The organism is Lysinibacillus sp. FSL R5-0849, from assembly GCF_038595075.1.
Lineage (GTDB): Bacteria > Bacillota > Bacilli > Bacillales_A > Planococcaceae > Lysinibacillus > Lysinibacillus fusiformis.
Genome location: NZ_CP152004.1, coordinates 4,244,912 through 4,267,973, shown reverse-complemented (window position 1 = coordinate 4,267,973; position 23,062 = coordinate 4,244,912). Strand labels below are relative to the sequence as shown.

General features: G+C 37.4%; 21 protein-coding genes. 16 read left to right on the top strand and 5 right to left on the bottom strand.

Features of this window, described 5'->3' with window-relative positions; all coding sequences use genetic code 11:
- The first annotated feature begins 276 nt into the window (after positions 1–276).
- Positions 277–1,203, top strand: coding sequence for a manganese-dependent inorganic pyrophosphatase (locus tag MKY80_RS21110; RefSeq protein WP_008177150.1), 927 nt, complete (start codon positions 277–279; stop codon positions 1,201–1,203).
- A gap of 376 nt (positions 1,204–1,579) precedes the next feature.
- Here the strand turns inward: MKY80_RS21110 and MKY80_RS21105 are convergent, their stop codons facing one another.
- Positions 1,580–2,959, bottom strand: coding sequence for an FAD-dependent oxidoreductase (locus MKY80_RS21105; protein WP_239355145.1), 1,380 nt, complete (start codon positions 2,957–2,959; stop codon positions 1,580–1,582).
- A 125-nt stretch (positions 2,960–3,084) separates the two neighbouring features.
- On the opposite strand from MKY80_RS21105, the gene MKY80_RS21100 reads away from it, so the two are divergent.
- The 3 genes from MKY80_RS21100 (at position 3,085) to MKY80_RS21090 (ending at position 7,279) form a co-directional block, all read left to right on the top strand.
- A complete protein-coding gene (locus MKY80_RS21100; RefSeq protein ID WP_089985777.1) occupies positions 3,085–3,792 on the top strand; it encodes a DsbA family oxidoreductase in 708 nt (235 codons plus the stop codon).
- 195 nt (positions 3,793–3,987) lie between these two features.
- A complete protein-coding gene (locus tag MKY80_RS21095) occupies positions 3,988–4,614 on the top strand; it encodes an FMN-dependent NADH-azoreductase (protein WP_012295821.1) in 627 nt (208 codons plus the stop codon).
- Between the two features lie 304 nt (positions 4,615–4,918).
- Positions 4,919–7,279, top strand: coding sequence for a bifunctional 2',3'-cyclic-nucleotide 2'-phosphodiesterase/3'-nucleotidase (locus MKY80_RS21090; RefSeq protein WP_342531077.1), 2,361 nt, complete (start codon positions 4,919–4,921; stop codon positions 7,277–7,279).
- 39 nt (positions 7,280–7,318) lie between these two features.
- Here the strand turns inward: MKY80_RS21090 and MKY80_RS21085 are convergent, their stop codons facing one another.
- Positions 7,319–7,672, bottom strand: a complete 354-nt coding sequence (locus tag MKY80_RS21085; protein WP_096365766.1) for a DUF2500 domain-containing protein — start codon at positions 7,670–7,672, stop codon at positions 7,319–7,321.
- A 35-nt stretch (positions 7,673–7,707) separates the two neighbouring features.
- Complete coding sequence (locus MKY80_RS21080) at positions 7,708–8,232, bottom strand: YceI family protein (protein WP_008177127.1); 525 nt, start codon at positions 8,230–8,232, stop codon at positions 7,708–7,710.
- Positions 8,233–8,588: 356 nt separating this feature from the next.
- On the opposite strand from MKY80_RS21080, the gene MKY80_RS21075 reads away from it, so the two are divergent.
- The 12 genes from MKY80_RS21075 to MKY80_RS21020 all read left to right on the top strand — a co-directional run bounded on the left by MKY80_RS21075 (position 8,589) and on the right by MKY80_RS21020 (position 20,241).
- Entirely contained in the window at positions 8,589–8,894 is a 306-nt protein-coding gene (locus MKY80_RS21075) for a helix-turn-helix domain-containing protein (protein ID WP_004231981.1), read from the top strand.
- A gap of 208 nt (positions 8,895–9,102) precedes the next feature.
- Complete coding sequence (murB, locus tag MKY80_RS21070) at positions 9,103–10,017, top strand: UDP-N-acetylmuramate dehydrogenase (RefSeq protein WP_008177120.1); 915 nt, start codon at positions 9,103–9,105, stop codon at positions 10,015–10,017.
- A 53-nt stretch (positions 10,018–10,070) separates the two neighbouring features.
- Positions 10,071–10,826, top strand: coding sequence for an exodeoxyribonuclease III (locus MKY80_RS21065; RefSeq protein WP_008177119.1), 756 nt, complete (start codon positions 10,071–10,073; stop codon positions 10,824–10,826).
- A 308-nt stretch (positions 10,827–11,134) separates the two neighbouring features.
- Positions 11,135–13,504 carry a penicillin acylase family protein gene (locus tag MKY80_RS21060; RefSeq protein WP_096365768.1) on the top strand — a complete coding sequence of 790 codons (2,370 nt, stop codon included), beginning with the start codon at positions 11,135–11,137 and terminating at the stop codon, positions 13,502–13,504.
- 145 nt (positions 13,505–13,649) lie between these two features.
- Positions 13,650–14,021, top strand: coding sequence for a metalloregulator ArsR/SmtB family transcription factor (locus tag MKY80_RS21055; RefSeq protein WP_008177117.1), 372 nt, complete (start codon positions 13,650–13,652; stop codon positions 14,019–14,021).
- The gene (locus tag MKY80_RS21050) at positions 14,002–16,125 is read left to right on the top strand and encodes a heavy metal translocating P-type ATPase (protein ID WP_008177115.1); all 2,124 of its coding nucleotides are present in this window, start codon (positions 14,002–14,004) and stop codon (positions 16,123–16,125) included. Before MKY80_RS21055 ends, MKY80_RS21050 begins: the two co-directional genes overlap by 20 nt.
- Positions 16,126–16,290: 165 nt before the next feature.
- Positions 16,291–16,593, top strand: a complete 303-nt coding sequence (locus tag MKY80_RS21045) for a late competence development ComFB family protein (RefSeq protein ID WP_008177114.1) — start codon at positions 16,291–16,293, stop codon at positions 16,591–16,593.
- A gap of 122 nt (positions 16,594–16,715) precedes the next feature.
- Positions 16,716–17,135 carry a transcriptional regulator MntR gene (gene mntR / locus MKY80_RS21040; RefSeq protein WP_008177112.1) on the top strand — a complete coding sequence of 140 codons (420 nt, stop codon included), beginning with the start codon at positions 16,716–16,718 and terminating at the stop codon, positions 17,133–17,135.
- A gap of 29 nt (positions 17,136–17,164) precedes the next feature.
- Positions 17,165–18,022, top strand: coding sequence for a S1-like domain-containing RNA-binding protein (locus MKY80_RS21035; RefSeq protein ID WP_008177110.1), 858 nt, complete (start codon positions 17,165–17,167; stop codon positions 18,020–18,022).
- A gap of 138 nt (positions 18,023–18,160) precedes the next feature.
- On the top strand, positions 18,161–19,075 hold the full coding sequence (locus MKY80_RS21030; protein WP_043990252.1) for a DUF1002 domain-containing protein: 915 nt from the start codon (positions 18,161–18,163) through the stop codon (positions 19,073–19,075).
- Between the two features lie 132 nt (positions 19,076–19,207).
- On the top strand, positions 19,208–19,489 hold the full coding sequence (locus MKY80_RS21025) for a GNAT family N-acetyltransferase (protein WP_008177108.1): 282 nt from the start codon (positions 19,208–19,210) through the stop codon (positions 19,487–19,489).
- A 443-nt stretch (positions 19,490–19,932) separates the two neighbouring features.
- The gene (locus MKY80_RS21020) at positions 19,933–20,241 is read left to right on the top strand and encodes a hypothetical protein (protein WP_008177106.1); all 309 of its coding nucleotides are present in this window, start codon (positions 19,933–19,935) and stop codon (positions 20,239–20,241) included.
- A gap of 17 nt (positions 20,242–20,258) precedes the next feature.
- On the opposite strand, the gene MKY80_RS21015 is transcribed toward MKY80_RS21020, so the two are convergent.
- Positions 20,259–21,401 carry an MFS transporter gene (locus MKY80_RS21015; protein ID WP_342531069.1) on the bottom strand — a complete coding sequence of 381 codons (1,143 nt, stop codon included), beginning with the start codon at positions 21,399–21,401 and terminating at the stop codon, positions 20,259–20,261.
- Positions 21,402–21,522: 121 nt separating this feature from the next.
- Positions 21,523–23,043, bottom strand: coding sequence for a succinate CoA transferase (locus MKY80_RS21010; RefSeq protein ID WP_008177096.1), 1,521 nt, complete (start codon positions 23,041–23,043; stop codon positions 21,523–21,525).
- Positions 23,044–23,062: the final 19 nt, after the last annotated feature.

The following is a 23,062-nucleotide window of genomic DNA, read 5'->3' as shown; positions in this document are numbered from 1 at the left end:
ATATGCGCTTTTGCTATTGAATGTTAAAAATAGGATGGTAAAAAAAGATAATGCAAACAAAGGGGATGGGTGCACAAAATATATGTATGTGACAGTTTGAAGGTCCATTATACTTTATTCATATTTGTATAGTTGGTTATTGGGAGTGGGGAATTATTATTGTATATTAAATGAATGAGCATAGTTTACTTAATGTTTCAATTTATCATTTGTTAGTCCATAAGATATGATAAAATAAAAGATAAATGTAAGGTCATTTTAGGAGGAATAAATTCAATGAGTAAAGTATTAGTTTTTGGACATAAAAACCCAGATACAGACACGATCACGTCTGCAATTGTATATGCTTATTTAAAACAACAAATTGGAGAAGAAGCCGAGGCTGTACGTCTTGGAGATGTTAATAATGAAACCCGGTTTGCTTTAGATAAATTTGGCTTTGAAGCGCCACGTTTAATCTCATCTGTAGTTGGAGAAGCGGACAAAGTTATTCTAGTAGACCACAATGAATTCCAGCAATCGGCTGATGGTATTGAGGAAGTGCAAATTGCCGAGGTAATTGATCACCACCGCATCGCTAACTTCCAAACAGCTGATCCGCTATATTATCGTGCAGAACCAGTAGGCTGTACGGCTACAATTCTAAAGAAAATTTTTAACGAAAACGGTTTAGATATTCCAGCGAACATTGCTGGTTTAATGCTATCAGCAATCGTTTCAGATACATTATTATTCAAATCACCAACTTGCACAGAGCAAGATGTAAAAGCTGGCGAAGAACTAGCGAAAATTGCTAATGTGGATGTTGCAGAATATGGTTTAGCTATGCTAAAAGCCGGTGCAGACCTATCTGATAAATCTTTAGAAGATCTACTATCATTAGATGCTAAGGAGTTCCAATTCGGTGAGTACAAATCTGTAGTTGCACAGGTGAATGCTGTGGATATTGATGATGTGCTTAATCGACAAGAGGAATTAGAGATTTTATTAAATAAAAATGTTGCTGAGAATGGTTTAGATTTATTCTTCTTCGTTGTGACAGATATCCTAAATAACGATTCTACAGCTGTAGCAATTGGACAAGTCGCACAAGCTGCAGCAAAAGGATTCGGTGCTGAGCTTATCAACAACCGTGTTGTGTTACCAGGCGTTGTTTCTCGTAAAAAGCAAATTGTGCCAGTATTAACAGAAGCGCTAAAGTAATTTACACAAGAAGACAGCTACTTAGGCTGTAGATAATAGCCATCGAAAAGTTCACACTTTCGATGGCTTTTGTCATGTTTCTTGCATGTATCATATTGGGTAATTACTGTCGAATCTAACATGCTCAAGTAAGCATCGACTGTATGGTCAGTTTTTTTATGACCTCTACAGGTTGTCCATCATACACCATGCTTTTTCTTTGCGCTTTGCATAGATTTTTTACTTTTTTCAACATATGAAAAGGGAGTCTCTTATATAGAAAATTGATAGGAACGAAGTGCGCCCATAGTGGACATCAACGGCTTTACTTTATTTCATCGTAAAAAAGACTGTAGCAAACTCATAATTTATGGAGAGTTTGTCTACAGCCTCTTTTTTAATCTAATTTCAAAGGTTGTACTGCTGGTCCTTCCAGTACTTCTCCTTGAGCATTGAAGCGGGAGCCATGGCAAGGACAATCCCATGTTTCATCAGCCTCATTCCATTTCGTCTTACAGCCCAAGTGAGTACATGTTGGAGCACTGGCATTTCTCATATACCCAGTAATAAATTCTTTTGCGACAAAGCCGCCAACTTTAAGCATTTGCATAAACTGGGCACCGAATTTTGTACGTGATGGTGAATAGAGTGCGATGGCACCATCCTCACTTCTTGATCCCGTGATTAGGCTGGATAAAATGTCACCAGCAACAAAGGAATTAGAAATGCCCCACTTTCTATAGCCAGTAGCAATGAATACGTTTGGCAATGAGTTTGTAATTCTTCCTACGTAAGGAACGATGTCAGGAGTTTCGATATCCTGAGCAGACCATCGATAAATGGGCTCTTGCTCAAAATGTTCTTTCATTTCATTTGCAATGGCATCATAGTACGGCTCTGTATTGACTGTTTCCCCAGCGATGTGATTCGCTCCACCAAGTACTAAATAATGCTCGTTGTTAATTGTAGCTGTACGAATGGAACGAGAAGGGAAATCAACGGATAGATATTGCCCCTGCATCGTTTCAGCAATTTTACTAGCCACCATGTAAGAACGACTATTTGACAGTTTAAATAACTTTAGCCCCTTGAAAGCTTCAATTGGATAATGTGAGCACAAAATAAGTTTTTTATATTGAACCGATATATTCTTTTCGGTATGTAAGTTATTTTGAGCTATGTTTAATTGCTGAACTCGGGTATTTGTATAAAGCTTGGCACCCATCGCTTGTGCTTCTTTAGCAAGAAAATTACTTACCTCTACAGGATTTATTTGAGCTTGCTGGGACATGCATAAAGCCTTTGTAATGGGGAAGGGAAGCTCTGTTTCTGTGGTGATTTTTGATTGGATATTTAACACCTTATAAGCATTCCATTCTTTTAACAATTGCGCATACCCATCTTTTGTTTGAGCATACAATAGTGAATCTACTTGCTTTACACTGCCTTTTGGGAATAATTGTGTTACCTTTTCAATGGCTTGTTGATTGAGTTGGTAATAGAGCTGTGCCTCATCAACGGATAGTTTTTCTAAAAGGTTAGCATAAACGATACTATGCTGGGCAGTTAGTTTACCCGTGGAATGGCCTGTAGTACCGTGACCAAAATGGGCATTCGCCTCAAGTAAAAGTACATCAACACCTGCTTTTGCCAAGACATAGGCTGTATAAAGACCAGTTAAGCCTCCTCCGACTATACATACATCACAAGTTGTAGATGAAGAAAGTGAAGATAGTGAGACTGATTCGGAAGTAGCGAGCCAAAGAGATTGAGTCATAGATAAACCTCACAATGTTTTTATGTTCAGTATGTAGATGTACTGGAGAATTTATGCGATGAAGCATAAAAATTGCCTTGCGATTTAATCTATCGCTACAATGTAGCAAAAGGAGAGTGTGAGTAATGAAAATTGAAATATGGTCTGACTACGTATGTCCATTTTGTTATATTGGTAAAAAACAATTAGAGCAAGCGATTGAAGATACTGGCTTTGGTGGGCAAGTGGAGCTTGTTTATAAAAGCTATCAACTTGATCCTAATACCCCAGTAGATTCGAACATTACTGTTTATGAATCGTTAGCGAAGAAATATGGTATGACTTTAGAAAAAGCCAAAGAAATGACATTAGGTGTTACAGAGCGTGCGAAAGAAGTGGGCTTAAACTATGACTTTAGCAATCTAATGGAAGAGAATACGTTAAAGGCACATCGACTTGTTAAATGGGCTGAGCAGCAGGGAGATGTTACAGCATTAGTTGAAGCTCTACTGCACAGTCATTTTATTGAAGGAAAACGTATTGGACAAGAGGATGTATTATTAGATATAGCCGAACAAGTAGGATTGCAACGCGAGGAAGTGGCAAAAGTTCTTGCTGTGGATGAATTTAAAAATGAGGTAGAAGCAGATATTCAAGAAGGATTGCAGCTTGGAGTTCGTGGGGTCCCATTCTTTGTCTTAAACCGTAAATATGGTATTTCTGGTGCCCAGCCACAAGAAGTATTCGAAGATACACTACGTAAAGTGGCTGAGGAAGAGGGCTTACAACCTGGTCTAAAAATGGCTGGCACGGGTGACGCTGGTGTTTGTACAGATGATAACTGTAAATTATAGTGCTAAAATTACTCTAACTACGGAGGGGCTTGACATAACAAGCCTCTTTTATTCGTTTTAGTGAAAATTTTATCTAATATTTCAGTCAAAAGTCTGAGGAAAGTATCGTTGACTTTTTAGAAGAATTTTTTTAAGATAAGTTTATATCTTGAATTCGAGATAATAGACTATGAGATATAAGGGAGATTTTATATAATGAACGTTTTAGTAGTAAAAGCAAACAACCGTCCAGATGGTATTTCAACAAAAATGTACGATACTTTTATGGAAAACGTACAAGGTGTAAACGTTACAACTTTTGACGTATTTGCAGAAGATATGCCATACTTTGGGCAAGATCTTTTCAATGCATTTGGTAAAGTACAAAATGGTGGGGAGTTAACAGACATCGAATCACGTCTTTTAGCTGCTAAACAAAAAGCGATGGATGCATTAACAGCAGCTGATTTAGTAGTATTTGCTTTCCCACTTTGGAACTTAACTATTCCAGCACCTTTACAAACATTTATTGACTATGTGTACCAAGCAGGCTTCACATTCAAATATGGTGAAGATGGCCAAATGGTTAGCTTAATGACGGATAAAAAAGCGATTATTTTAAATGCTCGTGGTGGCTACTACTCACTACCAGAAACACAGCCGATGGAAATGTCAGTAAACTACATTAAAAATGTAGCAGGCGGCGTGTTCGGTATGGAAATTATCGAAGAAGTAATTATTGAAGGTCACAATGCATCACCTGATAAAGCACAAGAAATTATTGCAAATGGCCTAGAAGAAGTGAAAAAAGTAGCTCAATCACTTCAAGCAGTAAACGCGTAAAAAATATTTTTTAATAAAAGTCCTCTCAAATTTGAGAGGTCTTTTTTTATTTTGCGAACAGAGGTATGGTGTGGTATAGAAGTCGGATATATTGGTATTAACTATTTATTCGGAATTTACATTTCCTAACATTCTATTGGTGGTATAAAAATAAAAATGATAGAAAAATGTGATTTTATAGGAAAGTAATAACCCATTCTTTTAAAAATACATATAATTAGGACTAATTATTCAGTAAAAAATAGAGTTAGTTTAATATAATAGTATCTGTAGGAAAATACTAGATGAATAAGGAGGTTGTTGTATGAACAAGAAATTAATAACTAAATTTTTAGCCATGCTACTAGTTTTATTCGCGTTGATACCATTTGGATTCACTGCTAATGCTGCTTCCAATGAAGTTACACGCGCTGATTATGTAAAAGAATTAGTAGAAAGCTTAGATGTCAAAATAGGTGATGGTTCTTCCCTTACTTTTACGGATGTCTCCAAGGATTTAGCACCATATGTAGAAAAGGCTGTACAGTTAAAACTTATAAAAGGAAAAACAGCAACTACATTTGGTCCAAACGATAAATTAACACGTCAACAAGCATTTGTTATATCTGCTCGTGGACTTGTTAGTGAAAACGCTTCCCTTGCGGTCTTAGACCAATTTAAGGATGCTGATCAAATTGCTAAAGCTTATAAACAAGATTTAGCTAATGCTGTTGCAGCAGATATTCTTCAAGCGTATGAGGATAATACGATCCGTCCTCTTGAATATGTAACACATGAGCAAATGGAAAGTATTGTAGAGCGCTTTGTAGCAGAATACAAGGCACCATCTAATGGAGTGTCAGTAGATCTTCAAATTTTAGGAACTACAGATATTCATACAAATTTAGCAAATTATAATTACTATTTAGATGCTCCATCATCTGAGGTTGGTTTAGCTAATACAGCTACATTAATTGAACAAGCTCGTGCTAAAAATCCCAACACATTACTATTTGATAATGGGGATTTAATTCAAGGTACGCCACTTGGCTCTTATAAAGCATTAGAAAGTGTATTAAAGCCAGGGGAAGTACATCCGGCTATTGCGGCACTTAACGCTTTAAAATATGATGGTGGAACTTTAGGAAACCATGAATTCAACTATGGTCTTGATTTCTTAAATGAAGTTTTAAATGATGCCAAATATCCAGTCGTAAATGCTAATACTTACGATGCTAAAACAAAAAAGCGTATGTTTACACCTTATGTTATTCTTGATAAAGAAGTAGTGGATAGCACAGGTAAGAAACATACACTGAAAGTTGGTGTGACAGGGATTGTACCAACAAAAATTGTTGAATGGGATGCCATTCATTTAGCTGGTAAAGTTGACATGCAAGAACCTGTTGAAGCAGTAAAAGAAGTAGTTCCTGAAATGCAGAAGGCTGGAGCAGACGTAATTGTTGTTCTTTCACATTCAGGTATTGGTGAGGACACTTACGTGGAAGGTGCTGAAAATGTTGGCTATCAACTAGCAGGAATTGACGGAATTGATGCTTTGATTACAGGGCACTCGCATTTAACATTCCCAGGTGACTACAAAGATTTGAAAGATGTAGATCAAGAAAAGGGAACGATTCACGGTGTTCCAACAGTTATGGCAGGTAGCTATGGTAGCCATCTTGGTATCATTGATCTAAAACTAGAACAACAAGGATCAGAGTGGGTTGTAGTAGATGGTAGTGGGTCATTACAATCAATCAAGCAAGAAGGTTTACAACCATCCACTACGGTATTAAAAGCTGTGAAACAAGCACATGAAGGCACTTTAACTTATATTCGCCAGCCTGTTGGTGAAACAACTGCGCCAATCCATAGTTATTTCTCAATGGTGCAAGATGATCCTTCTATTCAAATCGTCACACAAGCACAAAAATGGTTTATTGAACAGGAATTAAAGGGAACGGCTGATGAAAAAACGCCGATTCTTTCTGCTGGGGCACCTTTTAAAGCCGGTTCACGAAATAATCCATTAGATTATACAAACATTCCAGTTGGTCCACTTGCCATTAAAAATATGGCAGACATTTATCATTACGATAATACTGTAGCCACAATTAAAGTTACAGGTGCACAAGCCGTCGAGTGGTTAGAGATGGCTGCAGGTATTTTTGCAACAATAGATCCGAATAAGACAGAAGAGCAAAATATTATTGATTCAGAAGCACGCTCTTATAATTTTGACGTGTTAGATGGCTTAACCTATCAAATTGATGTGACATCTCCATCTAAATATGACCGACGTGGTAATCTTGTTGATGAAAAGGCGAACCGTATTAAAAATGTACAATATAATGGTAAACCAATTGATTTAAAACAAGAATTCATTATCATTACAAATAATTATCGTGTTGGTGGTTCTTATGGAGCGACATTTAAAAATACGGACGGCTCGAATATAACTAACTATGCCTATGAAAATCGTCAAGCTGTAGTTGATTATATTATGGCAAATAAAACAATTAACCCTGCTGCGGATAAAAACTGGTCATTTGTACCATTCCCAGCCAAGACGAAAGTTGTTTATCTATCTGCGAAAGATGCACAAAAATTTATCTCAGCAGATAGCAACATTGAATATTTAGAAGATGCAGAGGCAGGATTTTCCAAGTATTTAATTAAATAAAACTAAAAGGGAGAGTACGAGTTAATCGCTACTCTCCCTTTATTGTCTTTCGAAAGTATGAAAGCGTGTACCCTGATACGTTAAAAGACCAATGTCACCCTCCACTAGCTGTCCATAATTACGACCATTCACTTTAAATTCCTGACGCTCCCCATGTCGTTCTTCAAACGTTATGAAATAGGAAGTATATGCCGCAGAATTAGTAGAGCCTCCCCGAATATTTGTACGTTTTGACACAACCTTAGCGGGTACAGTTAAGGTTTGTGATTGGTTATTAATAGACCAAGTGACAATAGCTTTAATAAGGCTGAAGGCGATGCTACCAAAAACAATAAAAAAGACGATTGTAATAAAGCTCGATACAAATGTAATTTCGTTATCAAACCATAGCATGTAAAGTTCCCTCTTTCCTTAAAGTAAATCAATAACTAAAGGGGGCTTAATTCGACATCTACCACAATGTCAATCTCATCACTGATTAATACGCCACCTGTTTCTAGAATTGTATTGTAGACTAAATTAAAATCGCGGCGATCAATTTGTGTCTTTGCCTGAAAGCCATATACTTGTGCCCAAGGATTAACACCGTTTCCTGTATATACTGTTGTAAATACGATAGGCTTTGTTATGTTTTTAATCGTTAAATCCCCATGTATCAAAAAAGTTTTATCATTTTGTTTATCAATATATGTAGAGGTGAAAACTATTTTTGGATAGACGTCTGCATCAAAAAAATCTGGAGACACAAGGTGTACATCACGGTCATGATTTTTTGTGGAGACACTAGCCACGTCAATGGTAATAGAGATACTTGCATCCTGCATATGCTCAATATTGGCTGCAGCAATTTCAGCGTTGTACGATTCGAAAGTACCGTGAATTTTAGATATCATCATATGTCGTACAGAAAAACTAAGTGTGGAATGACTGATATCAATAGTGTATTTTTTCATTTAAAAACCCCCTAAAACAGCATTCTACAACGAATGATAAAGGAAACAAATACCATATTCAATGGGTTTTTCATAAATAGGAATGGATAATCACCAATAAAAGTGTAAACTGTGAACATTTACAAGACTTAAAATAAATAGTTAGTCATATTACTGATATCTAGGGCATTGTATTATTAGGAGGACGGACGGTTTAATGATGGAAGGTTCCACCGTAATTGAAAAAGACTGAAAACTAAAGTTACTTTTTGTAATTAAGTATATAAAAGTATATTAATTATGTTATGTAAATAAGTTACTCTAAATTTACATTTCCTGCAATAATCGTTACAATAGTTACATAGAGGTGAAGAAATATGAATGAGACAACTTTATGTCCTCGTTTAGCTAAAGCAATGGATTTAATCGGAAAACGATGGACGGGTTTAATATTATATCAATTATTAGATGGACCACAGCGTTTTAATGAAATAGAGTCTGCATTACCTGTTAGTGGCCGTTTATTATCAGAACGTTTGAAGGAACTGGAAAAAGAAGGACTTGTTGAACGTAAAGTGTATTCTGAAGTCCCAGTACGAGTTGAATATTCATTAACGGATAAAGGGCAAGCACTAGAAGGCGCTATCCGTAATATTGAAACATGGGCAAGTAGCTGGCTTTAAAGTGAATGGCTTGTTCTTTAGGTAGTATTGTGCCAAAAACGACACTTGGAATGACTGTCAATTTTCTTTATAATATTCATCATCTCTGCACAGGACTTACCTGTCTTTTTATGTGAGATAAAAATACCCTTCATTTTACTTGTCAAATTGGGGTTCTAAATCCATACTGGTGTAGAGTAAGAAGGACGTTAGAAAGGAATTAGCTCTCATGACAAAACAACAATGGGCAAAGGATTTAGCGAAGAGCATTAATCCTGCCAATATTAAGTTAGATGAATCATTACAACAATATACAATGACAAAATTAGGTGGCAAAGCAGATGTTTTTGTTCTTCCTGATACAGAAGAAGAAGCAGCATTTGTAATACGCTATGCATATATAAATAATATTCCTTTATTAATGTTAGGTAACGGATCTAATATGGTTGTTCGTGATGGTGGTCATAGAGGAATCGTTGTAACATTTTCAAATTTAGATGAGATTCGTATTAATGGTGAACATGTTTATGCTCAAAGTGGTGCGCTAATTAAAGATGTGTCGAAGCTATCTGCTAAAGCATCTTTAACAGGCTTCGAGTTTGCCTGTGGTATCCCTGGATCAATTGGTGGTGCAATGGCTATGAACGCAGGTGCTTATGGCGGTGAGATTAAAGATATAATTATTTCATCTAAGGTGTTAACAAAAGAGGGAGAAATTTTAACCTTGTCAAAGGATGAGCTTGAACTTGGTTATCGTAAAAGCGTTATTGCGAAGAAAGGCTATTACGTGTTATCCTCTGAGTTCCAATTAGCTCCTGGCGAACAGGGGGAAATTGATGCGAAGATTGCTGACTTAACATTTCAGCGAGAATCTAAGCAACCATTAGAATATCCATCTGCGGGAAGTGTTTTTAAACGCCCACCAGGTCATTTTGCAGGTAAGCTTATTCAAGATAGTGGCTTGCAAGGCAAAGGAGTAGGCGGTGCAGAGGTCTCTACGAAGCACGCAGGTTTTATTGTCAATAAAGGAAATGCTACTGCTTCTGATTATATTGCAACTATTCAAATGGTACAGCGGATTGTGAAAGAAAAATTCGGTATTGAATTAGAAACAGAAGTTAAAATTGTTGGTGATGATCTATAATGTGACGCTCTTCGCTTGAGTCGAAGGGCGTTTTTTTAAGGAGTGAGTATGAGATGAAATTTATATCATGGAATGTTAATGGAATTAGGGCTTGCCTGGGGAAAGGCTTTCTAGATTTCTTTCATCAAATAGAGGCAGATTTTTTTTGTATCCAAGAAACCAAATGTCAGGCTGGACAAGTAGAGCTTGCACTAGATGATTATGAGCAATATTGGAACTATGCCCAAAAGAAAGGCTACTCGGGGACGGCTATATTTACAAAGCATACACCATTATCCGTTATGTATGGAGTTGGCGATGAAGATTCTCAGGATGAAGGTAGAATCATTACTTTAGAATATCAAAATTTCTATTTAGTAAATGTCTATACCCCCAATGCACAGCGAGATTTAGCGAGATTACCACTTCGACTAACTTGGGAAGATCGTTTAGCCGGCTATTTACAAGACTTGAATAGTAAAAAGCCTGTTGTCTATTGTGGTGACTTAAATGTTGCACACACTGAAATAGATTTGAAAAATGCTAAATCGAATGTGGGAAATTCCGGATTTACATATGAGGAGCGTGCTAAATTTTCGGAGCTTTTAGCCAGTGGTTTTGTAGATTCTTTCAGATACAAGCATCCTAATGAAACTGACCATTTTACATGGTGGTCCTATATGAATAAAGTACGTGAACGAAATATTGGTTGGCGCATCGACTACTTTATTGTGTCGGAGCAATTAAAAAATCAGATTGATCAAGCGACTATTCACCCACACATTATGGGCAGCGATCATTGCCCTATTGAATTACAACTACATGTCTAGCATTAAAAATCGTATTTTCTATTGGAAATACGATTTTTTTGTCTTTGCAATAATACATAGAATGAATAAAAAAGGAGACTAATGAAAGGAAAGCCATTTATCTATAAATACGTTTTTTAACAATGCTCTGTAGCCTTCATATAGCCAATTGTTTATACTAGTCTAATAGCGAATGGTGACGAAATTTTGTATTTAAAGATGGATTTACTTACATAACGCACAAATATTTGCTATCGACAATCTTTTAAACCTTGTTTTAAGGATTTTAAGAGGTAGGAAGGAATATAGTGCACAGAGGGGGTAATGAGATGGAAAAGAGAAAGTTCAAATGGAGAAAGTGGCTTATCGTCCTTGCTGGGATCGTAGCGACTTTAGCTATCGTAGCTTTTATCGGATTAACATGGTTTATGAATAAATCTAAGCCGATAATTGATGGCGAATTAGCTGTCAATATTTTAGAGCAGGATGTGTCGGTTACAAGGGACGACAAAGGGGTTCCTCATATTTTTGCTAAGACAGATGCTGATTTATATCGTGCGCAAGGTTATGTTCAGGCACAAGATCGATTATTTCAAATGGATTTAGCACGAAGACAGGCGAGTGGTCGATTATCAGAAATTATTGGGGAAGCAACAATAAATACGGACAAACACTTTCGTACTTTTAGCTTACGCGATGCCGCTGAGAAATCACTCGCAGCCTATGATGAGGAAAGCAAGCAAGTACTAGAGTGGTATGCAGAAGGGGTAAATGCATTTATTGCACAAGCTAAGGAAAATAAAACTTTAAGCTATGAATTTTCATTATTGGGCTACGAGCCAGAGGAATGGACAGTTGTGGATTCTTTAACGATTGGGAAGTATATGGCATATGATTTGGGAGGGAATTGGAATACACTTGCCTTCCGTCATTGGGCTTTACAAAATTTTGATGAAGAAAAGGCCAAAGAATTATTTATTAAATATCCTGAAAATGCTTCATCTATTATTGAGGCAAATATTAAAAACCCTGTAGCGGTAGCAGGACAATTTAATGCAGATCTACTGCCTAATGAATTTAACGGCAGTAATAACTGGGTTGTTTCTGGTGATAAAACTAAATCAGGTACACCTATTTTGGCGGACGATCCTCACCTAGGATTGAGTACTCCATCAATTTGGTATCAGATGCATCTGCAATCTCCACAACAAAATGTTAGTGGTGTTATTTTTGCAGGAATTCCAGGTATTATTTTAGGTCATAATGATGATATAGCATGGGGTGTGACGAATGTTGGCCCGGATGTGCAGGATTTATATATTGAAATACCTAATCCAGATAATCCAACACAATACCGCTACGATGGAAAATGGGAGCAAGCCGAGGTACGTGATGAATCTATTAAGGTGAAGGACGGAGAAACTGTAGATTTTGAAGTGGTGGTGACACGCCATGGTCCGATTATGACGGATCTAGCATTCAAAGATACCAAGCCAACTGCACAATTTTCAATGCAGTGGACAGCGCTTCAATCAACTGCAGAATTACGTGCAGTAATTGGTTTTAATAAGGCGGAATCTTGGGATGACTTTGAAAAAGCTTTAGAAGACTTTAAGGCACCTGCGCAGAACTTCGTTTTTGCCTCAAAGGATGGCACAATTGCTTATAAAGCAAATGGTCAAATTCCTATTCGTAAGCAAGGTGATGGTCAATTGCCAGTTCCAGGTGATTCTAGTGATTATGGTTGGGATGGTTTTATTCCATGGGATGAGCTGCCAACAGTAGTGAATCCAGAGGAAGGCTTTATTGCTACCGCCAATAATCAAGTCGTAGGAGAGGAATATCCTTATCACATTACAGATTTCTGGGCTCAGCCTTACCGTTTTGAACGAATTAAAGAAGTACTTGAGGCGAATGATTCGATAACGGTAGAAGATATGATGAACTTGCAAATGGATCAACATAATCTCTATGCTAGGGAATTTCTTCCTAGTTTATTAACATCTATGAAAGCGCAAGATCAGGATGGTACGTACACAGAGATTATTGCCATGCTGGAGAATTGGGATATGGTGGATGCTAAGGAATCAGGTGCACCACTCGTATTCCATACGCTTATGACCAAATTACAGGAAGTATTGTTTAAAGATCAAATGCCTGCAGATATGTATGACATCATGCATGGTAAATTTAATATTACAGACCAGCTTTTACGCACAGCCTATGCAGGGGGCAAGAGTATTTGGATCGAGGAGCAAGGTGGAGTTGATGCAACAGTTTACAAGGCACTAGAGCTTACCATTGCACAATTAGAAGATCAATTTGGTAAAAATGCATCCAAGTGGCAATGGGGAGATTTCCACCAGCTCACTTTTGATCATACGTTAGGTAGTGCTTCTCCAATTTTAGCTGCCTATTTTAATGCTAAAAAGGTTCCAATTGGAGGATCCAAAGTGACGGTACAGGCTGCTGATAATGATCTTTCTGGTAATGTGGATCATGGTGCTTCTTGGCGTTTTGTTGTGGATGTGGGTGATTTAACTTCTGGCTATCATATTGTTGGACCTGGTCAAAGTGGTCATGTAAAGTCTGATTGGTACCAAGATCAAGTACTCGATTGGGCAGATGGTGATTATCATCGAACTTTTGTAAAACAGGAAGATATTAAAGGTAAAACATTAAAATTAAAAGCGAAGTAACAAAAATGATTAGCGTACTTTTTAAAGTACGTTAATTTTTTTTACTAGGATATAAATCACAACATTCAAATATTCATTTGAATAAGATGGAATAATATGTTACATTGAATACAATCAAACGAATATTTGAATGAGGTGAGGAACAATGCCAAAAGAAATTTGTGAGGTGACGCAAGTACATGAAGAAGCAGTCACTAAGGTACAACAACAAATGCCTGATCTATCAGGGGTAGCAAAGTTTTTAAAAGCATTATCTGATGAAACAAGGCTTAAAATCGCCTTTGCTTTAACGGTAGAGGATGAATTATGTGTTTGTGATGTAGCATCGATTATTGGCTCGTCAGTCGCAACAGCATCACATCATTTACGTTACTTAAAAGATAATAATTTAGCAAAGTCACACCGCAAAGGGAAGCAAATGTATTACTCTTTAGCGGATGAGCATGTATTTCAAATTGTAACAATTGCCTATGAACATGCGAAAGAGGGGATTGCGAATGGTAGCGACGCCAACTAAACAAGAATACAGATTGCAAAATCTTTCCTGTGCTAGCTGTGCAGCGAAGTTTGAGAAAAATGTAAAGGCTATTCCTGAGGTGGAGGATGCACAAGTCAACTTTGGTGCTTCTAAAATAACGGTAGTCGGCAACATTAGTGTGAATCAAATTGAAGAAGCAGGTGCCTTTGATGGGATCAAGGTGTCGCAATCAGCAGTGAGAACAGTCGAAAAATCTACACCTTTTTACCGTAAAAAAGAGAATATTTTGGCAGGGATATCTTTGTTCTTTGTCATTCTAGGCTATTTATTTGTTTCTATGCAGGGAGAAACAAACCCGATTCCAATAGCCATGTTCATCATAGCTATTCTTGTAGGGGGAATTGGTATTTTTAAAACGGGCTTCCGTAATTTAGCTCGCTTTGAATTTGATATGAAGACCCTTATGACAATCGCTATTATTGGAGCTGCTATTATTGGGGAATGGGAAGAAGCGGCAGTTGTAGTCTTTTTATTTGCCGTAAGTGAAGCACTTGAAGCTTACTCTATGGATAAGGCAAGACAATCGATTCGAGGGTTAATGGATATCGCTCCACCGACAGCTATCATTAAAAGAGCGCATGGCGAGCATTTTCATGAGCTTGAACTGCCGACAGAAGATATCGAGATAGGGGATATTTTACTTGTAAAGCCTGGGCAAAAGATTGCGATGGATGGCATTGTCATTAGCGGGCTATCTGCAGTGAATCAAGCAGCTATAACAGGTGAGTCCATTCCAGTGAATAAAACAGTGAATGATGAAGTATTCGCAGGTACATTAAATGAAGAGGGTGCGCTTGAGGTTCGCGTGACAAAGCGAGTAGAAGACACAACAATTGCTAAGATCATTCATCTTGTAGAAGAGGCGCAGGCAGAGAAAGCACCTTCTCAGCAATTTGTAGATCGCTTTGCGAAGTATTACACACCAGCTATTATCATTGTTGCTTTTTTAGTAGCTGTTATTCCACCTTTATTTATAGGAGATTGGCAGCACTGGATTTACCAAGGCTTAGCAGTGTTAGTAGTAGGATGTCCTTGTGCACTCGTTGTTTCTACACCGGTGGCTATTGTTACTGCGATTGGGAATGCTGCAAGACAAGGTGTCCTTATTAAAGGCGGAATTCATTTAGAACAATTAGGACATATTGAAGCGGTAGCCTTTGATAAAACAGGTACATTAACCGAAGGACAGCCAGCTGTTACGGATATAGTGACAATGGATGGTTGGTCAGAGGAATATGTATTACAGCTAGTGGCAGCAGTAGAAAAACAGTCCCAGCACCCTTTGGCAAAAGCTATATTAAATAGATTACATGATAAAAATTTACCTGAGTTAGTGCCTACAGAATTCCAATCAGTCACAGGCAAAGGAGCCTTTGCAACAGTTGATCAGCAGATTATTTACGTAGGTAGCATGAAATGGGTGTCCACATTAGCCTTTATCGATAAAAATATAGAAAATCAGGTTAAAAAGCTACAGGAACAGGGTAAGACAGTAGTAGCAGCGGTTTCGAAAAGCCAACTCATTGGATTAATTGGGATTGCTGATCAATTGCGTCATGAAAGTAAGGATGTCTTACAAAAACTTAATGCCCTAAAAGTAAAACATATGGTGATGTTAACAGGTGATGCAGAGCCTACTGCTAAGGCCATTGCTACATCATTACAGGTAACAGATGTGCGTGCTGGTTTATTACCAGAGGAAAAATTAATGGCGATTAAAGATTTACGTGCACAGTTTGGAGCCGTAGCAATGGTTGGGGATGGCGTAAATGATGCGCCAGCATTGGCCACTGCAAATGTGGGAATTGCAATGGGGGGAGCAGGCACAGATGCAGCTCTCGAGACAGCCGATATTGCCTTAATGGGTGACGATTTAACAAAGCTCCCATACACAATTGGATTAAGCAGAAAAACACTACGCATTATTAAGGAAAATATTATTTTTGCCCTAGCCTTAAAATTAATTGCGTTGCTGCTAGTTATCCCAGGATGGCTAACGTTATGGATAGCAATTTTTGCAGATATGGGCGCAACCCTATTAGTTGTTTTTAATTCATTAAGACTAATAAAAGCAAAAAAATAGTAGGTAAGATGTGATTTGATAGGAAAAAGCAGGAGATTAATCTTACTTTGACACTACTAATTTTGTGCGAATAGATGCTACTAGTGATTCTTGAAAAAGTACTTTTTAAAAGCTATTATAGTTTCAGGAGTAATGTAACCATTCAATATAAAATGAGGCGAAAGTTTGAATAAGTCAGATCCTATTTTAGTAAATGTTACAGAAGAGATTGTGCGTGGTTTAGTAAGCTTTTTACTACGAGGACCGGAATATCAAACATTTTGTAAATGCGAAATCTGTGAACTCGACACGGTGGCACTTACACTAAATGCATTGCCGAGTAAGTATGTTACATCTATGGAAGCTAGAGACGAGGCATTTAAGGAAATGAATACTCCTGAAAGTATTGAGCGCATCAACAAAGAGATTATTCACGCGTTACATGTGGTAAATAAGTATCCTCGACACAAAGTGGAGCCTACTTCTTAAATGAAGAGGCTCTTTTTAAGTTGTACAGGTCGTGATTTTCTGGCATATGTATTTTCAGTTAACTTTTAAGCCAAGCTTGTAGTAAACTAGAGAGTAAGAAAAGGAAAGAGAGGGAAAAGGATATGCCAACACCTAGTATGGAGGACCATATCGAACAAATTTATTTACTAATCGCTAACAAAGGATATGCGCGAGTGTCTGACATTGCTGAAGCATTATCTGTTCTTCCTTCTTCTGTTACAAAAATGGTTCAAAAATTAGATAAAGATGGTTATTTAGTTTATGAAAAATACCGTGGACTGACATTGACGCCGAAAGGTGAAAAGCTAGGAAAGCGTCTTGTGCAGCGCCATGAATTGCTCGAGCAGTTTTTACGAATGATTGGTGTGGATGAAGAGCGTATATATAATGATGTTGAAGGAATTGAGCATCATTTAAGTTGGAATTCAATCGATCGTATAGCGGATCTTGTGCAAGTAATGGAAGAGAATCCAGACATCGTGAAAAAATTAGAGGCATCAAAGACACAGCACAATCTATAAAATGATAGTGTGGAGGAAAGGGAGACAATATGGACGCATTAAAATCAGGTGAAGTCGTTACATTAACGGTATTAGAGCAACAAACATCAAAATGGATTTTAACAAATGGAGTTGAAGAACTACCTTTAAATGCTTCAGAGGTAACAGAGCCGCTAACAGTAGGTGACCGCCTTGAAGTATTTTTATTTGTAGATCGACGAGGGGATTTAGCTGCTACAACAGCAATCCCAGCTTTTACACAAGGAGAATACGGTTGGGCGAAAGTGCTAAAAGTAGTAGAACGTGAAGGGGCTTATGTAGATATTGGTTCCTCTCGAGAAGTGTTAGTTAAAGCAGAGGATTTACCACCATTAAAAGAAGTATGGCCGGTTCCAGGTGATCATTTATTTATGACACTACGCACAGATCGTAACGGTGATTTATTTGGACGATTAGCAACGGAAGAAAAGATTTTGGAGTTATATGAAGGTGCATTTGAAGATTTGCATAATAAAAACATTCAGGCACGCCCATACCGTTTGTTACCAGTTGGCTCGTTTTTATTAGGTGTAGAACATCCATATCGTATTTTTGTGCATGAATCAGAGCGTAATGCAGAGCCACGCTTAGGACAAGATGTAGTAGTTCGAATTATTGATGTAAAAGAAGATGGCTCCATGAACGGTTCTCTTTTACCGAGAAAACATGAGCGCCTTTCCGATGATGCGCAGCAAATTTTGAGCTATCTACAGGATGTTGGGGGCAAAATGCCATTTGGCGATAAATCCTCTCCTGAAGAAGTTCAAGAAATGTTTCATATGAGTAAGGGTGCCTTTAAACGTGCCTTAGGAACATTGATGAAAGCTGGTAAAGTGAAGCAACAGGACGGCTGGACTGAAGAAGTCTAGTGGACGATTAATTAAATTAAGTAATAGCGACAAGAGACATCCTTGAAACCTTCTCTGCTTTTTTACGTACTAATAACTGTATAGTGGTATACATTATACAGGCTAATTATGAGGTTTTATCGAAAGGGGTCACACGATTTGAAAAAAACTTGGATGAAAATACTAACAGCTACTATGTTGGTATTTGGTGTGATGGCACCAGCGACAGGGTTTGCATCTGATAATACGCCTCCGAAAGCAATTGATGAAAAGTTAGGCGTTCCAATCGTTGTATATGGAGCAAATTTATCTGAAGCTGAAAAAGAGTCAGTAAAAAAATCATTAAAAGTCAATGAAGAACCTGAAATCGAAGAAATAACGGTATCAGGTCAGGATCTAGTTAAATACATTAAAGATAGTAATTCAAGTTCCCGCATGTATTCTTCTGCTAAAATTACACGAAGAGATGTAGGGGAAGGTCTAGTAATAGAAATTGTCACACCAACAAATATTACACAGGTGACATCAGAAATGTACGCGAATGCAATGTTAACGGCGGGGATTGAAGATGCTACAGTACAGGTGGCTGCACCTAAGGCGGTAACAGGGCATTCGGCGTTAGTTGGTATTTACAAGGCATACGAGGTTACTACAGGTGAAACGCTTGATATTGAACGAACAGATGTAGCAAATGAGGAGTTATCGGTTGCAACATCTATTGCTGAATCTGCCGGTGTGGATGATGCAAAGGTAGCTGAATTACTAACAGAAATTAAAAAGCAAATTGCTGAATTAAAGCCAGCTACACGTGAAGAAGTTGAAAAGATCGTTCAAGAGCAATTAAACAAGCTTGACATCAATTTAAGTGAAAAGGACCGTCAATTGCTCGTAGATTTAATGGATAAAATCAGTAAGCTGGATATTGATTTCAGTAAATGGTCTGAACAATTAAACGATATTAGTAATACGATTCAAGAAAAGTTCGGCTCTCTTATGGAAGATAAAGGATTTTGGGAGAGTGTGAAAAGCTTCTTTGCTAATTTAAAAGATACTATATCTTCTTGGTTTAACTAACAATGAATAATAAAAGAATCTGTCATACTCATCTACTAGAATGAGTGGACAGATTCTTTTTGTTTAGAACAGTCGCAAGTTTTGTGAAAATCTAAAAGGCTATGGTACTATGAATAAAAGGAGTGGTGAGAAATGGAATTTCAATTACAGCAATTAGCAGGAAATAAATTTGCATTTTTGAATGAGCAAGCAGGGGAAAGACTTGCAGAAATTACTTGGCAGCAAAACGGGCAAGTAATGGTAATGGATCACACATATGTATCAGATAAGCTCCGAGGTCAAGGGGTGGCCAAACAATTGCTTGATCAGGCAGCACAGTATGCGCGTGAACATGGCTATAAGATGGAAGCAGTTTGTTCCTATGTAGTTGCGGCCTTTGCCAAATCAGATGCTTATAATGATGTAAAACGATAAAATAAAGGCAATCTGCTTATAAGGTAAGCGGATTGCCTTTTAATTGCTAAGATAACTCATTCAAGTAGCTCCTTACAGAAGTATCACACCATAAATTAGTACGGTTAAAAGGCCTGCCCCACCTACTAATGAAGCCATGTCTATCCAATCATACGCTAAATCGAAATCCTTCATCATAATCACGCTCCTATTTTTAGTATTAATTCATTAATTCCCTTTACTTGCCTATTATAATCATAAAAAATTACATAATTATGATAAATGTCGAAAATTGAGCTGAATGTTAATAGAAGAATGGTTAGTACGGCGGATATGTAGGCAAGTATATTTCTTATTCTTATATATATGCAGATAGAGATAAAAAAATAAATGTTTATTCTTCTAAGAATAGGGAAAAACTATAGTACAGAGCTAGTTTCTATATTTTTAGGAGGTAATAAATTATGGCTAAACGAAAAGGAACAGGTGTTGTCATTGCAGGATTAGCGGGATTAGCAGCATCTTATTTAAGTAAAAAAGAGAACCGTGATAAAGCACTATCGATGTTTAATAATATGAAATCAAGATTAGAATCTTATCTGACAACAGGTCCTGATATGCACGACAATATTGCAGAACGCGTATCAACAGAGGTGGCAACAGAGGCTGGTACTTCTCCAACGAAGATAGCATCAAATGAAATGGTCGCTGAAGGTGGAGGACATACTGGTGTCCACTTCTATAATGAGGAAATTCAAGATAAGGAAAAATAATGACAAAACCTTCTCATCTATGCATGAGAAGGTCTTTTGTGTGGGAGTAGTATTACTCCAGCAAATATTAATAATACAATTCCCGTAAAGATAAAGCCGCTGATCACTCCAAGTGATAGCCATCCTAACAAGGAAGAACCTAATACTACACCAAGAGAGAAGAATGCATAGAAATAACCATATGCTTTTCCTCGTATTTCAGCCGTTGTAGAATCGATTAAAAGTGAATTGACGGAAGGGAAAAGGAATCCAAACCCAATCCCATAACATGCCATTGCTAGATAAAGAAAAGAGCTAAAATCGGCTTGGCTTATTAATAATTGGCTTAATCCCATTAATCCAATACCGAGTGACAATGTTTTTAGAGGGTTAACCTTATCAAAGATACGATTAGTTGGTAATAAAAAAACAAGTACAGCGATAATACCAAATGTGCTCATCAATGTGCCACTTAAACGAGAGTCAAAGCCTAGAGATTGAACTTTGAGCGGTAGAAGATATGCAATTACACCTTGTGAAAACATTAAGAAAAAGGCTCCTGAAAATGCCTTTAATGTTCCTGTATTATTAAAAAATACACTTATCGGAATATATGTACTTGGTGCCGCTTTTTCTTTTTTTACTTGATTTGCTCTTAGTAAAAAGAAAGAAAGAATCCCTAATAAAAGCATAAAGCTTGCAGTAATATTAAAAACAAATGGGACACTTGTCCGGCTTGCTAGAATACCACTAAAAGCAGGGCCAATAATAGCAGCAATACCAACAAATGCGCCAGAAATAGCACTACCCTTACCTCTTTTTTCTTGCTCAGTAGCGTTTGCTAAAAATGTAAAGGCGGCAGGGACAATGAAGCCTGCAACAAGTCCATGAATAAAACGGACTACTAAAAGCGCAATAGGCTCCTCTACTAAGTTATAAAGTGTTAATGATAAACCTGTTGTTAAGAGACCAACGATGAGTATGATAAAAGGTCCTTTGCGATCCGTTAAAAAGCCTGAAATTATATTACCAAATGTATTGGATAACGAATACATACCTACTGCAAGACCTGTAAGGAATGCTGATGCTCCTAAAGACTCAGCATATGTACTCATAACAGGTAGCTGGGTAAATAGGTCGAAAAAAGAAAAGAAAATAATTACATAAATAAATTTTTTCATAGCTCCTCCCATGAATTAGAACAAATTAGTAAGTTAGTTGCATATATTCCTATTATAACATTTCCAATAAAAAAGAACGCCCAATAAGTTTTCACTTAGTAGGCGTCCTGAAAATTGAAGATTAAGCTTTTGAAACTTCTTTTTTCATTGTTTTGTTTTTAGCAAGATTTACATGCCAAGAAAGTGCTTCCTCTAAAAGGTGAGGCGTTTGATGGCTACCAGTTGCTTCGACAGCACGGTTGTAGTAATCCCATAATTGCTCTTTATAATCTGGGTGTGCACAGTTTTCAATAATTAAAGGTACACGTTCTTTTGGTGCAAGACCACGTAAGTCAGCGATACCTTGTTCTGTTACGATAACATCTACATCATGCTCAGTATGATCAACGTGAGATACCATTGGCACGATAGAAGAAATTGCTCCACCTTTTGCGTATGATTTTGTAACAAAAATACCAAGGCGTGCGTTACGAGCGAAGTCTCCTGAACCACCGATACCGTTCATCATACGAGTACCAGAGACATGCGTTGAGTTTACGTTACCATAGATATCTAACTCAAGAGCTGTGTTGATTGAGATTAGACCCAAACGACGGATAAGCTCAGGGTGGTTAGAAATTTCTTGTGGACGTAAGCAAATTTTATCAGCATATTTTTCTAAATTGCCATATACTTTTTGCTGTAATTCTTCAGTCAATGTAATTGAAGTTGCAGCGGCAAATTTAACCTTACCTGCATCGATTAAGTTAAATACTGCATCTTGAAGTACTTCTGATGCCACGATTAAATCTTCAAATTCTGAATCTGCAAAGCCATCAAGTACAGCGTTTGCAACAGAACCAACACCAGATTGTAATGGCATTAATTGTTTGGTTAAACGACCTGCTTTAATTTCATTGCTAAAGAAGTCTAATAAAATGTTTGCCATAGTTTGTGTTTCTTCATCTGGAGGTACGATTAATGAAGGAGCATCTGGCTCTTCAGAAATAACAATTGCTTTAATTTTAGCTGGATCCACTTTAATACCGATATCACCAATTCGTTGCATAGCGTCTGTCATTGGAATAGCTTCACGCTTACCTTGTTCACCAGGTACATAAATATCATGGATGCCGATTAAAGCTTCTGGATGTGAGATGTTTAACTCGATAATAATATTTTCTGCATATTCTGCAAAGATAGGTGAGTTACCTACAGAGTTTGTTGGAATGATTAACCCATCTTCAGTAATAGCAACCGCTTCAAGAATTAAATACTTAATTGGTCCGATAATTCCTTGGCGCACTAGCTCAGCATTATGAGAAAGGTGAGCATCTACATATAAAACATCACCAGAGTTAATTAAATTACGGATACCAGCGTCTCCTTGGAATGGTCCACGTTTACGAATGGCACCAGCTTCTGCTAAGTACTTATCCACTTCTGGTCCTAATGATGCACCTGTATATACATCAATTTTGAATTCTTCATTTTTTGCTCGCTCAACTAAAGCCATTGGCACAACTTTTGCGTCCCCAGCACGAGTAAAACCACTCATCCCAACTACATCACCATTAGAAATAAGCGCTGCTGCTTCTTCAGCAGTGACAATTTTACTCTCAAGCTCTTTTAAACCTAGGCGTTTTTGAACATTTGCATCCATAAAAAAATCCTCCCCTAAA